Source organism: Massilia sp. LXY-6 (genome assembly GCF_051233485.1).
In the GTDB taxonomy this organism is placed as follows: Bacteria; Pseudomonadota; Gammaproteobacteria; order Burkholderiales; family Burkholderiaceae_D; genus Telluria.
This window is the reverse complement of record NZ_JBKFGF010000021.1, coordinates 146,824-160,769: the sequence shown is the minus strand read 5'-3', so window position 1 is coordinate 160,769 and position 13,946 is coordinate 146,824. Positions and strand designations below refer to the sequence as shown.

The window sequence follows — 13,946 nt, the reverse complement described above, 5'->3', positions numbered from 1 at the left end:
CTAGCTCAACTGCAGATTGGCAACGATGGGAGCATGGTCCGACAGGCGCGCCCATTGCGGCCCGTGCAGGACTTCCGCCTGTTCGACCTTGAAGCCCCGTACATAGATCCGGTCGAGACGGAACCAGGGCAAGGCGGCCGGAAAAGTCCGTGCCGGCACCAGACGCCGCTCGCGCCCGGCCACGTTGCGCACCAGCTCGCCGATCCGCGACGAAGCCCGCTCCAGCTCGTCGAACACCTCGACCACCCCGAGCTTCAGGCGCAGGCAGTCGCTCAGGGTATTGCGCCAGTCGTTGAAGTCGCCCGCGATGATGACCGGCTCGCCGTTCGGCGCCGAATCGTTCACCGCGCTGATCAGGGCATCGGTCTGGCGCCGGCGGCTGCCCTCGAACAGGCCGAGGTGGACTACATAGCAATGCACCCGGCCGACCGGGGTTTCCAGCACGCAGTGCAGGATCCCGCGTTGCTCGTAAGCATGGTCAGACACGTCGTGGTTGTGCTGGTTCGCGATCGGATAGCAGGACAGCAGCGCATTACCGTGGTGGCCATGGTCGTAGAGTGCATTCATGCCATAGGCGGCATGCAGGGATTCGCCGGCAAAGAACTCATGCTGGGCCTTTTCGGGCCAGTGGTGGTGGTGCGGGCTGCGCATTTTTTCGCCGTAGCGCGCCTGGTAGCGGTCGTGCCGCCCCTGCACTTCCTGCAGGAACACGACGTCCGCATCGAACATGCCGATCGCTTTTTTCAGCGCCAACACGCGTGGCGTGCTGCGGAAGGACGAGACGCCTTTGTGGATGTTGTAGGTCGCAACACGTATTTTCATGGGAACATTTTAACCCCATCATTCCGTGTTCTTCCGTTAAGCGCGCCAATCGTGCGGCGCATTAAGATGGGACTGCGGATCGAACGGCGGATGCCGTCGTGGGGCGCCATCCCGGTCCTTGCCGGGACTGGCGCCAATGGAGGTCAAATGCTCATGGCCGGCAGGAAGTGGTGTGCCGGCGCATGGGCTTCCGGCTCGCCGTGTTCACGGTGGATCGGGTTGGTGCGCAGCGGGCCGGTCAGGAGCAGGCCGTTCAGCAATTCAATGCACAGATAGTCATTATCGATGCTGACATCTTTTACTTTCTGCTCTTGCTTGCGTTCGTTCATAATTTCTCCATTACCTAGTTGGACGTTGCAAAATGATAATTCGCTTGTCAGCGATTTGTTGACCTTAATCAAATCGTTTCCCCATGTCAAACGAACTAATCTATTGTGTTATCTTATCCGTTCCAAATTAAGTTCTGTAACTACAGCGAACTTGTAGGCGGTTGCCGACAGAAGCGTCGGAATAACGCTCGATCCATTTGTCTCGATATGTATCCAATTGTGACGCACACCCAACATCTGGCCGAGGGTTATTTCTTTTACACATTAAAATTTAAGCAGAAGTGATGTCTTAACTGCAATATTGCGAATCGGCTCAGCCGTTGTTTGCGGGCCGCACGATATCGAGCACGGCAGCCAGGTCGGCGGTATCGACCGGCTTGACCAGATGGCGGTCGAAGCCCGCTTCCAGCGTCCGCTGGCGGTCGAGTTCCTGGCCGTAGCCGGTGACGGCCACCAGCGTGAGCGCGGCGCCGCCCGGCAGGGAGCGCAGGCGGCGTGCCAGGGCATTGCCGTCCATGCCCGGCAGCCCGATGTCGATCAGGGCGATATCCGGTGCCTGGCGCGCGATGCTGTCCAGGGCGTCGTAGGCGTCGTGCTCGACCCGGACCCGGTGTCCCCGTTGTTCCAGCAGGATTTTCAGCATGTAGCCGGCGTCGGCATTGTCGTCGACCACCAGGATGTCGCGTTGTCCCGCGCTCGCCTGCACTGCGGCAGCGACGGACGCGGCGGCGGGCGCGGCCTCTTCGTCGGCGATGCGCGGCAGCTGGAACACGAAGGTACTGCCCTTGCCCATCCCTCCGCTATGACAGGCGACGCGCCCGCCGTGCAGTTCGACCAGGCTCCGCACCAGGGCCAGACCCAGGCCGAGGCCGCCCTGCGAGCGGTCCGGGGTACGCTCGGCCTGGGCGAACAGGTCGAAGATGTGCGAGCGCAGCTCGGGTGCGATACCGATGCCCGTGTCTTGCACGATCACATGCACGCAGTCGGACTCGACCTCGGTACGCAGGCGGATCGTGCCGCCCGGCGGCGTGTATTTGGCGGCGTTGTTGAGCAGGTTGGTCAGGATCTGCACCAGGCGCTTCTCGTCGCCCAGCACGCGGCCGCCGGCGGGGTCGATGTTCATCACGAACTCTTGCCGCTGGGACGCGAGCAGAGGGCTGACCTGTTCGACCGCGTTGGCGACGATCGTGGGCAGGTCCTGGGGCGTCTTGTCGATCTCGACGAGTCCGCGGGTGACCCGCGAGACGTCCAGCAGGTCGTCGATCAGCTCGGTCATGTGGCGCACCTGGCGGCCGATGATCTCGCTGGTGCGGCGGATGCGCGTGGCGTCCAGCGTGGCCAGGCCCATCATCTCGGCGGCGGTGCGGATCGGCGCCAGCGGATTGCGCAGCTCATGGGCCAGCATGGCGAGGAAGTCATCCTTGCGCCGCGCCGTCTCGTGCAGGGCGGCTTCGGCCTCCTTGCGTTCGCTGACGTCCATGTACACGGCCAGCACGGTCGGCGGATCGCCCGGTGCGCTGTGCACCAGGGTGACGGTTTTGCCGACCCACAGCGGCTGGCCGTCCGCGCGCAGGAAACGGTTCTCGATCTCGTAGGGCGTGCCGCGGCGCACCAGGGCGTCGAACAGTGCGCGGTTGTCGGGCGCATCGTCCGGATGCAGGAAGGCGTCCACGCGCTGGCCGATGATCCGCTCGCGCGGCAGGCCGATCATGTCGCAGTAACGCCGGTTGACGTTGACCAGGATACCGTCCAGCGTCGCCTCGGCCATGCCGACCCGGGTCTGCTCGAACAGGGCGGCGGCATGCGCCTGGCTGCGCACCAGCTCCCGCAGCGCCGCTTCGTGCCGCTGGCGGCCCAGGTTGACGGCGCCGTCCACGCGTGCGCGCAGCTCGCGCGCGCCGAAGGGCTTGACCAGGTAGTCGTCGGCGCCCGCGCCCAGGCCTTCGAGCCGCGCCTCTTCGCCGGCGCGGGCCGACAGCAGCATGACCACCACGTTGCGGGTGGCCGGGTCGGCGCGCAAGGCCGCCAGGAGCGCGAAGCCGTCCAGCTCCGGCATCATCACGTCCGACAGCACCAGGTCCGGCAAGACGCCGGCGGCGGCGGCGCGCACCGCTTCCAGCGCCTGCCTGCCGTTGCCCAGCGCCTCGACCTCGTATCCGCCCTCTTCCAGGATGCGGCGGATGTAAGCGCGCATGTCGGCGTTGTCGTCGGCCAGCACCACGCGGCCGCGCCGCACCGGGTTTTGCGGCTGCGCCGGCGCCTGTGGCTGCGCCTCGTCCGGCAGCCAGCCCAGGGCTTCGTCGACATGGGCTTGCGCCGCGCTCCGCAGGCCGGACGGCGCCGCCGCCTGCTGCGCCGGCAGGTGCGCGGCGCCGAACGGCAGGCGCACCGTGAACGTGGTGCCGCGCCCCGGCTCGCTGGCGGCCGCGATGGTGCCGCCATGCAGCTGGACCAGTTCGCGCACCAGCGACAGGCCGATGCCGCTGCCTTCGACCGAACGCCCGGCCTGGCCTTCGATCCGGTGGAAGCGCTCGAATACGCGCTCGAGATCGCCCGGCGGGATGCCGACGCCGGTGTCCGCTACCCGCAATTCGGCCATGCCGCCGGCCTCGCGCAGCGTCACGGTGATCCCGCCCGCGAGCGTGAACTTGAACGCGTTCGACAGCAGGTTCAGCACGATCTTTTCCCACATCGCCGTGTCGGCGAACACCTCGCCGGGCAGCGCCGGGCAATCGACCGTGAACGCCAGCCCGGCGCGCTCGCAGGCGGAGCGGAAATTGCTGGCCAGTTCGACCGTCAACGACGCCAGGTCGGCGGCCGCGAAGTGCGCGTTGATGCGCCCGGCCTCGATGCGGGAAAAGTCCAGCAGCGAATTCACCAGGCGCAGCAGGCGCTGCGCGTTGCGGTGCGCGATGTCGAGCTGGGCGCGCTGCGGCGGCGCCAGGTCTGCCGCCTCCAGCGCCTCTTCCAGCGGAGCCAGCATCAAGGTCAGCGGGGTCCGGAACTCGTGGCTCACGTTGGAGAAGAACACCGTCTTGGCGTGGTCGATGGCCGCCAGCATTTCGGCGCGCTTGCGCTCGGCCTCGGCGGCGTCGACCCGTGCCAGCGCCGCACCGAGCGCGCCGCGCAGCAGGTCGTAGAAGCCCGTATAGGCATCGTCCACCGGCAATCGTGCGCTGGCGCCGGCCATCAGCAGCAGGCTGGGGGCGGCGCTGCCCGGCTGGACGATCGGCAGTGCGAACGCGGTCTCGGGTGGCTCTTCGTAAGGACCGCAGGCATTGCTCCCGATGCGGGCCCGCAGGCCATCCACCCGCAGTGCCGCGTCGGCCGTCATCAATGCCGGCATCGGCCAGGCCGCCGTATCCTGCGGCGCCAGCATCTCGGGACTGATGGCGGTGCCGCCCGCCACGCCGGCCGTACCGGCGAGGCGGTAGCCGCCGTCGCCTTCCCGTTCGTACAGCAGCACGAACGGCAGGTCGAGGTCGAACCCCGCCAGGGTCTGCATCAGGAGGCGGTACAGCTCGGCGCGGCTGGCGGCGGTGCCGAGCTGGGAAGTCAGGTCGCGCAGCACGCGCGTGCGCCGCTCGCTGAGCATGGTCGCGGTGGTCTCGGTGACGGGATGGAACAGGCCGCCGATGTTCCCGCTTTCGTCGCGGATGGGGCTGAACGAAAAGGTGAAGAAGGTCTCTTCCAGATAGCCGTTCCGGAACAGCGTAATGCGCTGGTTCTCGAGGAAGGAGGTCTTCCCTGCTCGCGCCTGTTCGAAAGGCAGACCGATTTCCGGCCAGGCCGACGCCCAGCACTCGGTGAAGTCCATGCCGAGGGAAGCCGGATGCTTGTCGCCGCAGATGATCCGGTAGCCGTCATTGTAGATCTGGACATTGTCCGGACCCCAGATGATATTGATGGGGAAATTGGACGCCAGGCACAGTCCGACAGTAGTGCGCAGGCTCTGCGGCCACGATTCGATCGGCCCCAGCGGGGTATCCGACCAGTCGCGCGCGCGGATCAGTGCGGCCGTCTCGCTGCTGCCGGTCAAAAAGGTTTCTTCGGGTAACACACCGCTATCACGGTCGACAGGTTTATTCATTCGATATCGCGCGGCATCCCCCCGCTGCTTCCGACATTTTTACAGGACGCCACGTTACCACGCCCGGATCGTATCCGCAGCGAAATCGTTACATCGAACCAAGGAAAATATTACAAAGTCGTATTGGCGATATGCCGCGGCAGCTGCAGGATCGCTTCCGCGTTCGAACTGGAGAAGCAGCGGTCGGCCGCTTCGAGCAGCGGCAGCCACGCATATTGCAGGTGCTCGCGCGGGGCCAGGGTGATCGGAATATCACGCGGCACGCAGACCGAGAACACGTGCTCGGTGTTGTGGGTGACGCCGGGCGCGTAGCGGTGGCGCCAGGTCTGGTAGATTTCGTAGACGTTCGAGAGGTGCCAGTCGTGCAGGCGGATGGTCTCGCCGTCGGCGACGATGCCGGTTTCCTCGAACAGCTCGCGGGCGGCGGTGTCCGGCAGGGGTTCGTCGACGCGGTCGAGCGAACCGGTGACCGATTGCCAGAAGCCGGGACGGTCGGCGCGCTCGATCAGCAGCACTTCCAGGTCGGCGGTGTGGATGACGACGAGGACGGATTCGGGGATTTTGTGGGGCATGGACCAATTGTAGCGTCAAATGACGTCGTCCCCGCGAAGGCGGGGACCCAAGCTCTGCATGCGCTAACGAAACGCGTACAAACTTGGGTCCCCGCCTGCGCGGGGACGACGGTTCAAAGCTGGTGGTCTTACGCGACCTTCGGCTGCTCGTTACGCAGACGGATGTGCAGCTCTTTCAACTGCTTCTCGTCGACTTCCGACGGCGCGTTGGTCAGCAGGTCTTGCGCGCGCTGGGTCTTCGGGAAGGCGATCACGTCGCGGATCGAGGTCGAGCCGGTCATCAGCGTGATCAGGCGATCCAGGCCGAAGGCCAGGCCGCCGTGCGGCGGCGCGCCGTACTGCAGGGCGTCCAGCAGGAAACCGAACTTCAGCTGGGCTTCCTCGGCGTCGATCTTCAGTGCGCGGAACACCTTGCTCTGCACTTCCTCGCGGTGGATACGGATCGAACCGCCGCCCAGTTCCCAGCCGTTCAGGACCATGTCGTAGGCCTTGGCGACGCAGGCGCCCGGATTCGTTTCCAGCATGTCCTCGTGGCCGTCCTTCGGTGCGGTGAACGGGTGGTGGGTCGCGGTCCAACGGTCGGCTTCGTCGTCGTACTCGAACATCGGGAAGTCGATCACCCACAGCGGCGACCAGACGTCGTCGAACAGGCCGGCCTTCTTGCCGAATTCCGAGTGACCGATCTTCACGCGCAGCGCGCCGATGGCGTCGTTGACGACCTTGGCCTTGTCCGCACCGAAGAAGATCAGGTCGCCGTCTTCGGCGCCGGTCAGCGCCAGCACCTGCGCCAGCACCTCGTCCGACAGGTTCTTCACGATCGGCGACTGCAGGCCGTCACGGCCCTTGGCCTTCTCGTTGACCTTGATGTAAGCCAGGCCCTTGGCGCCGTAGATGGCGACGAATTGGGTGTAGGCGTCGATTTCCGAGCGCGGCATCGAACCGCCTTGCGGCACCCGCATGCCGACCACGCGGCCGCCGGCCATGTTGGCGGCGCTGTTGAAGACCTTGAATTCGACGGTCTTCATCAGTTCGGTCAGCTCGGTGAACTGCAGCTTGACGCGCATGTCCGGCTTGTCCGAACCGTAGGAGCCCATCGCGGTGGCGAAGTCCATCACCGGGAACGGGTTCGGCAGGTCGATGCCGGCGGCGTTCTTGAAGACGACACGCATCATGTCTTCGAACAGGTCACGGATTTCCTGCTCGGTCAGGAACGAGGTCTCGCAGTCGATCTGGGTGAATTCCGGCTGGCGGTCGGCGCGCAGGTCTTCGTCGCGGAAGCACTTGGTGATCTGGTAGTAGCGGTCGAAGTTGGCGACCATCAGCAGCTGCTTGAACAGCTGGGGCGACTGCGGCAGCGCGAAAAAAGTGCCCGGGTTGACGCGCGACGGCACCAGGTAGTCGCGCGCGCCTTCCGGGGTCGACTTGCCCAGCATCGGGGTCTCGATGTCGATGAAGCCCAGCTGGTCCAGGTACTTGCGCACTTCCATCGACACTTTATAGCGCAGGCGCAGGTTGTGCTGCATCTGGTCGCGGCGCAGGTCGAGCACGCGGTGCGTCAGGCGGGTGGTTTCCGACAGGTTGTCGTCGTCCAGCTGGAACGGTACCGGGACCGAGGCGTTCAGCACTTCCAGGCTGGTGGTGTTGATCTCGATCTTGCCCGACTTCAGGTTGGCGTTGGCGGTGCCCTCCAGGCGGTTCACGACGGTGCCGGTAACGCGCAGGCAGTACTCGTTGCGCACGTGCTCGGCGGCCTTGAAGACTTCCGCATTGTCGGGGTGGCAGACGACCTGCACCAGGCCTTCACGGTCGCGCAGGTCGATGAAGATCACTCCGCCGTGGTCGCGGCGGCGGTGCACCCAGCCGCACAGGCTGACGGTTTGGCCCAGCAGCTCTTCGGTCACGAGGCCGCAGTAGTTGGTACGCATGGAGGACATAGTTTTTCGATCCAGGTTGGTTATTCGGTGCCTGCTGCCAGGCCTTCGATTCTTGCTATCTTCTGTTATTCCGCCGTGACGGCTTCCTTGACGGCGGCCGCGGCTGCCGCGGCTTCATCCGTGGTGGCGGGGGCGACGACGCCCATCGACACGATGTATTTCAGGGCCGCGTCGACCGTCATGTCCAGTTCGACCACCCGGCTGCGTTCCATCATCAGGAAGAAGCCGGACGTCGGATTCGGGGTGGTCGGCACGTACACGCTCACATAGTCGCCCACCAGATGGTTCTTCACGTCGCCGCCCGGCACCCCGGTCAGGAAGGCGATGGTCCAGGAATTCTCGTGCGGATAAGGAACCAGCACGGCCTTGCGGAACGCGTTGCCCGAGGACGAGAACAGGGTATCGGACACCTGCTTGACGCTGCCGTAGATCGAATTGACGACCGGGATGCGGTTCAGCAAACGCTCCCACATGCGCACGAACCATTTACCGACCAGGTTGTTGGTCAGCACGCCGGTCAGGAACACGATCGCCAGCGTGATGATCGCACCCAGGCCGGGGATGTAGGTGCGCGGCTGCCAGTCGCTCGGCACCAGCATGAGCGACTGGTCCAGCGTGCCGATCACGAAGTTGAGCACCCAGGCGGTAATCGCCAGGGGCACCAGGACCAGCGCGCCGGTAATGAAATATTTACGCATCGGTGTCCGATAGGGTCAGGTACTGCTGTCGCTCGGCGTTGCGGCCGGCGTTGGCGTTGGCGTTGGCGCTGCGCTGGCGGTACTATTCCCACCTGCGCTGCCGCCACTGTCGGCCGAGGGCGCCGTGCCGGTCGCCGGTGCGCTGCCACCGCGGAAGTCGGTCACGTACCAGCCGGTACCCTTGAGCTGGAAACCGGCGGCGGTAACTTGCTTCTTGAACGATGACTTGCCGCACGACGGGCAGACGGTCAGAACCGGATCGGAAATCTTTTGCAGTACATCTTTGGCAAACCCGCATTCGTCGCAGCGGTAGGCGTAAATCGGCATCTGAATACTCCGCAAAAATCATCAAAACCCTGAATTATAAAGCTTTTGCGGAAGGAGTTGCCCCTTGAAGCAGCTGTCGGGCAGGATGGATGACCATGCAACTTGCTGCTATTCGACAACACTGTTGTTTTTATTCCGCATAATAGATGCATTGCGTTTGCCGAACATCAACATACCTGTTTAAATAGCACTCCTTAGTTGCTAAGAAACAGAAGTTTGCGCGAGAGCCTCGAGCTATCGCCACCAAGCCATAAAAGAACGACTTCAAATTGGGCCCCTGCGGGCCCTTTTCTTTTGGCGCTTTATTTACGCCGCCACACCATCCAGCGCTCCTTGCCCGCGAAGACCGGGATCGAATCGCTCACCGCTTCGTCCACGATGCAGTCGAAGCCCGGCGTCAGCAGCTCGTCCAGCCGTTCGCGCGCAATGCCGAATGGCGGCCCTTTCGGCGCATTGTCAAAGTAGAAGTAACCCGCCAGCAGCCCGCCGCTGCGCAACAACTGTTCCCAGCGCCGTGCCACCTCGGGCCAGCGCGCACGCGGCAGCGCGCACAGGAAGGCTTGTTCGTAGACCAGGTCCAATGGACGCGGCGGGGTGTACTCGAAAAAATCGGCCTGCACGATGCGATCGGCCCACTTTCCGGCCAGCGTTTTTGCGCGCGCCACGGCCGACGCCGAGAAATCGATCGCGGTGGCGTCCCAGCCGGCGTCGAGCATCAGCGCCAGTTCCCAGGCCGAGCCGCATCCCGGCGCCAGCGCCGTGAGCGGCCGCGGCGCCTGCGCGACGAAATCGCGCAGCTCGGCCGGCGCCCCGCCCCGGTCCCAGGGCGTGAACTGCTTGTCGAAGCGCTCGTCCCAGAACGCGGGCGCGAGCGGGTCGCGGCTGGAAAAGTCTGGCATGTGTCTAGGGATGGATGAAATGCACGGCCGCCAGGCCGACGATCGCGACGCTCGTGACGCAGGCGAGCACGGCCAGCAGGCGGTTGGTGCGGCGCTGGTTCTCCACCAGTTTGTACATCAGGTCGCCCATGTCGAGGTCGCTGTGCGCGCGCTTGTGCAGCACCTGGTGCGCCAGGCGCGGGATCTGCGGGAAGATCTGGGCGAAGCGCGGCGCCTCGTCGCGCAGGCGCTCGACAAAGCCGCGCCAGCCGACCTGGTCGGCCATCCAGCGCTCCAGGTAGGGCTTTGCCGTCTTCCACAGGTCGAGGTCCGGATCGAGCTGGCGTCCCAGGCCCTCGATGTTGAGCATGGTCTTCTGCAGCAGCACCAGCTGCGGCTGGACCTCGACGTTGAAGCGGCGCGAGGTCTGGAACAGGCGCAGCAGCACCTGGCCGAACGAGATGTCCTTCAGCGGACGGTCGAAGATCGGTTCGCAGGTGGCGCGCACGGCGGCTTCCAGCTCGTCGACGCGGGTATTGCGCGGCGCCCAGCCGGACTCGATGTGGGCCTCGGCCACGCGCTTGTAGTCGCGGCGGAAGAAGGCCAGGAAGTTCTGCGACAGGTAATCCTTGTCGAAGTCGTTCAGGGTGCCGACGATGCCGAAGTCGAGCGCGATGTAGCGCCCGAACGTCGCCTCTTCCACCGACACCAGGATATTCCCAGGGTGCATGTCCGCATGGAAGAAACCGTCGCGGAACACCTGGGTGAAGAAGATCTCGACCCCATCCCGCGACAGCTTCTTCAGGTCGACGCCGGCGGCGACCAGGCGGTCGGTCTGCGAGATCGGGATGCCGTTCATGCGCTCCATCACGATCACGCTGCTGGAGCAGTAATCCCAGTACATTTCCGGGACCATCAGCAGGGTCGAGTTGGCGAAGTTGCGGCGCAGCTGGCTGGCCTGGGCGGCTTCGCGCATCAGGTCGAGCTCGTCGTGCAGGTATTTGTCGAACTCGGCGACCACTTCACGCGGCTTCAGGCGGCGGCTGTCCGGCCACACCCGTTCGATCAGGCCGGCCGCCATCTGCATCAGCGCGAGGTCCTCGTCGATGGTGGTCTTCATGCCGGGGCGCAGCACCTTGACCGCCACTTCCTTGCCGTTCTTCAGGGTGGCGAAGTGGACCTGGGCGATCGAGGCCGACGCCACCGGGGTGCGCTCGAAGGTGGCGAACAGCTGGTCCGGCGGTGCCCCGAGGCTGCTCGTGATCTGGGCGATGGCCAGGTCGGAATCGAAAGGCGGCACGCGATCCTGCAGCAGCGACAGCTCGGCCACGATGTCAGGCGGCATCAGGTCCGGCCGGGTCGACAGCACCTGGCCGAACTTCACGAAGATCGGGCCCAGCTCTTCCAGCGCCAGGCGCAGGCGGATCGCGCGCGGCGAGGTGATGCGGCGCCAGAAGAACATGGTGTTGATGAAGCGGGCCGTGCGCGGCACGTCCAGCCCGGACATGGCGATCTCGTCGAGGCCGTAACGCGTGGCAACCGTGAAGATTTTCAGCAGGCGCAGGAATTTCAGAATCATCAGCTATCCGTTGTTGGGTCCGGTTTCGTCGGAACAGGCACGACGCTGCGCTGCGTCCTCTGTTCCAGTTTCTGTTCGAGCCTGGCGATGCGCTTGGCGCTGCGCTCGACGTCGTCGCGCAGGCGGTTCACTTCGTCCGCGAAGGCATCGACGCTGCTCGGGCGAATCAATACCCTTCTCTCTTCCAGCAGGAATTCGGCGACGTTCTCGGCCAAGCGGCGGGACGCGGAGCTGGCATGCGACACGGCCGCGCGCGCGCCGCCCACCAGGCGGGTGGCGGCGATCGGCCCGAACAGGCGTTCGAGGTCGTGCTCGGCATCCCAGCGCAGCCCTTTCGAGAGCTGGGAGATCGTGTTGGCGAACTCGGCATCGCCGTCGATGCGCACATAGGAAAACGCGCGGTCGCGGTTCTGCAGGATCAGCGGCAGGTCGCCCGCCTTGACGTGGATGGTCACGTCCGGCAGGTCCTCGTCGCCGGCCGCCTCGAGCATGCCGTCGCGGGCCACGCGCATGCACAGGCGCACGTGGCCCATATCAATGCAGGCGACCTTGCCGGCACGGCGCATCAGGGTATCGCGCGCCCAGGCTTCCTGGGCCAGCAGGTGATTGATGGTCGCCACGGCCGAGGCCGTCAAGCCGCGCTGCGGCGACAGGAAAGAAGAAGTCGATGACATGGAGGCTTCGTTCAAAAAAAAACCGCCCTGTGTTGGGCGGTTTCGATCTTACCAGTTCGCCGGGGCACAAACCCGGCGGCACGGATCGTTAGCGCAAAAATATTGCAAAAATGATCTCGGAAGCCTGAGAAACCGTAGCGAGCGGCGGCCATGTTGGCCGAGAAGCGCAGCTGTACGAGTAGTACAGCGAGCATCGCAGGCCGACAGGGCAACGCGCAGTAGGTTTATCGGGCTTCCATCAAGTGATTTGCTGGATCCCCGCCAGCACCCATCCACCGTTGCCCGCCAGCGGTTTCGCCAGGTTCCACACCTCGACATAGGGTTCGGCTTGTGCGCCCGGGGCATTGCGGATCATGCCGTTGAACTGCACGCTTGCCAGGTAGTCGCGCTCGGTGGTTTCGATGCCCAGCAGCTGGGCGTCGATCGAGACGACCTCGGTGTAGTCCTGGTTGCCGCCGCGCTCCTGGATCTGCAGCTGCAGCTCGGCGAACACCTCGGGCGCGGTGAACTCGCGCAGGTCGGCCAGGTCGCCGCGGTCCCAGGCGGCCTGCATGCGGATGAAGGATGCTTTCGCATGGCGCAGGAAGGCATCGGTATCGAAGCCGGCCGGCACGCCCCATTGCTGGTGCGCGCTCTGCTTGTTCAGCGAGACGTTCGAGGTCGGCTGGTTGTAGCCGCCCGAATAGGCGTTCGGCTGGTAGCCCTGGTTCAGGCCGGAGCCGATTTCCGGGGTCGCGCCGGCCGTGCCGGTGGCCGGCACCGGGTCCTGGTTAAAGCCGGAAAACTGCGGATTGGCCGGGGTGTCCTTGCGGCGGAACATGCGCACGATGAACATCACGGCGAACACCAGCAGCAGGATCATCAGGATCGAGGACAGCGCGCTGGCCATGGCGCCGCCGATGCCCAGGTGCGAGAACAGCGCGCCCAGGCCGAGGCCCAGCAGGGCACCGCCCAGTACGCCCTTCCACATGCTCGGGCGCTTCGCCGGGATCGGCGCGGGGGCCATCGGGGCCGGCGCCGGACGCTGGTAGCCCGGCTGCTGGTAAGGCGCCGGTGCGGGTGCCGGGGCGGGAGCGCGCATCCGGCTTACCGACTGCGACTGGCGGCCGAAGGAACGGCCACCGCCCACCGGACGGGCAAACGCATCGGCAACGAAGGACAGTGCCGTTACCGCGATCATCGTGCTGGCCAAGAATTTCTTCATCGTCGCTACCCTCAAAGTTTGATGCCGGTGTGCAGTGCCGCCACGCCAGCCGTCAGGTTGTAGTACTGCACGCGTTCCAGGCCCACGCCTTCCATCATCGATTTCAGCGTCTCCTGGTCCGGATGCATGCGGATCGATTCGGCCAGGTAGCGGTAGCTCTCGGCATCGCCCGCGATGCGCTGGCCCAGCCACGGCAGCACCGAGAACGAATAAACGTCGTACGGCTTCTGCAGCGGCGCGGCCACTTTCGAGAACTCCAGCACCAGCAACTTGCCGCCCGGCTTCAGCACGCGGCGCATTTCCGCCAGCGCCTGGTCCTTGTGCGTCATGTTGCGCAGGCCAAAGGCCACGCTGACGCGGTCGAAGTAGTTGTCCGGGAACGGCAGCTTTTCCGCGTCACACAGCAAGGTGGGGGTGACTAGACCTTTATTCAATAGACGGTCCCGGCCGACGCGCAGCATCGACTCGTTGATGTCGGTAAGCCAGACCTCGCCGCTCGGCCCCGCCTGCTTGGCGAAGGCCTTGGCCAGGTCCCCGGTGCCGCCGGCGATGTCGAGCACCTTGAAGCCGGGACGCACGCCCGCCTGCGCGATCGTGAACGTCTTCCAGATGCGGTGCAGGCCGCCGGACATCAGGTCGTTCATCACGTCGTACTTCGAGGCGACCGAGTGGAAAACCTTGGCGACCTCGTGGACCTTGTCGTCCTCGGAGACAGTCTTGTAGCCGAAATGGGTGGTGTTGGTCATATCGTTTGCCAGTTTGATCTTCTTGCATTATACAAGGCCCACCCTGGGCGCAGGCGCCACCCATCCGTCATAGCGCCGGGCTGACGGAACCGT

12 protein-coding genes are annotated in these 13,946 nt (G+C 64.9%); all 12 read right to left on the bottom strand.

Annotation, left to right across the window (positions count from 1 at the left end; all coding sequences use genetic code 11):
- Complete coding sequence (locus ACI48D_RS11120; RefSeq protein ID WP_435571274.1) at nt 1–822, bottom strand: endonuclease/exonuclease/phosphatase family protein; 822 nt, start codon at nt 820–822, stop codon at nt 1–3.
- Nucleotides 823–965: 143 nt separating this feature from the next.
- Nucleotides 966–1,151 carry a hypothetical protein gene (locus tag ACI48D_RS11115; RefSeq protein WP_435571273.1) on the bottom strand — a complete coding sequence of 62 codons (186 nt, stop codon included), beginning with the start codon at nt 1,149–1,151 and terminating at the stop codon, nt 966–968.
- A gap of 313 nt (nt 1,152–1,464) precedes the next feature.
- On the bottom strand, nt 1,465–5,241 hold the full coding sequence (locus ACI48D_RS11110) for an ATP-binding protein (RefSeq protein WP_435571272.1): 3,777 nt from the start codon (nt 5,239–5,241) through the stop codon (nt 1,465–1,467).
- A gap of 110 nt (nt 5,242–5,351) precedes the next feature.
- Nucleotides 5,352–5,813 carry a dihydroneopterin triphosphate diphosphatase gene (gene nudB, locus ACI48D_RS11105; protein WP_435571271.1) on the bottom strand — a complete coding sequence of 154 codons (462 nt, stop codon included), beginning with the start codon at nt 5,811–5,813 and terminating at the stop codon, nt 5,352–5,354.
- Between the two features lie 128 nt (nt 5,814–5,941).
- On the bottom strand, nt 5,942–7,747 hold the full coding sequence (gene aspS, locus ACI48D_RS11100; RefSeq protein ID WP_435571270.1) for an aspartate--tRNA ligase: 1,806 nt from the start codon (nt 7,745–7,747) through the stop codon (nt 5,942–5,944).
- 65 nt (nt 7,748–7,812) lie between these two features.
- Nucleotides 7,813–8,445, bottom strand: coding sequence for a DUF502 domain-containing protein (locus ACI48D_RS11095; protein WP_435571269.1), 633 nt, complete (start codon nt 8,443–8,445; stop codon nt 7,813–7,815).
- A 15-nt stretch (nt 8,446–8,460) separates the two neighbouring features.
- Nucleotides 8,461–8,772 carry an FmdB family zinc ribbon protein gene (locus tag ACI48D_RS11090; protein ID WP_435571268.1) on the bottom strand — a complete coding sequence of 104 codons (312 nt, stop codon included), beginning with the start codon at nt 8,770–8,772 and terminating at the stop codon, nt 8,461–8,463.
- A gap of 302 nt (nt 8,773–9,074) precedes the next feature.
- Complete coding sequence (locus tag ACI48D_RS11085) at nt 9,075–9,671, bottom strand: methyltransferase domain-containing protein (protein WP_435571267.1); 597 nt, start codon at nt 9,669–9,671, stop codon at nt 9,075–9,077.
- A 4-nt stretch (nt 9,672–9,675) separates the two neighbouring features.
- Nucleotides 9,676–11,229, bottom strand: a complete 1,554-nt coding sequence (ubiB, locus tag ACI48D_RS11080; RefSeq protein WP_435571266.1) for a ubiquinone biosynthesis regulatory protein kinase UbiB — start codon at nt 11,227–11,229, stop codon at nt 9,676–9,678.
- Entirely contained in the window at nt 11,229–11,903 is a 675-nt protein-coding gene (locus ACI48D_RS11075) for a ubiquinone biosynthesis accessory factor UbiJ (protein ID WP_435571265.1), read from the bottom strand. The genes ubiB and ACI48D_RS11075 overlap by 1 nt, the downstream gene beginning before the upstream one ends.
- A gap of 238 nt (nt 11,904–12,141) precedes the next feature.
- Nucleotides 12,142–13,107 (bottom strand): Tim44 domain-containing protein, encoded by a 966-nt coding sequence (locus ACI48D_RS11070; RefSeq protein WP_435571264.1) that lies wholly within the window; start codon nt 13,105–13,107, stop codon nt 12,142–12,144.
- Between the two features lie 11 nt (nt 13,108–13,118).
- Nucleotides 13,119–13,853 carry a bifunctional demethylmenaquinone methyltransferase/2-methoxy-6-polyprenyl-1,4-benzoquinol methylase UbiE gene (ubiE, locus tag ACI48D_RS11065; protein WP_435571263.1) on the bottom strand — a complete coding sequence of 245 codons (735 nt, stop codon included), beginning with the start codon at nt 13,851–13,853 and terminating at the stop codon, nt 13,119–13,121.
- Nucleotides 13,854–13,946: the final 93 nt, after the last annotated feature.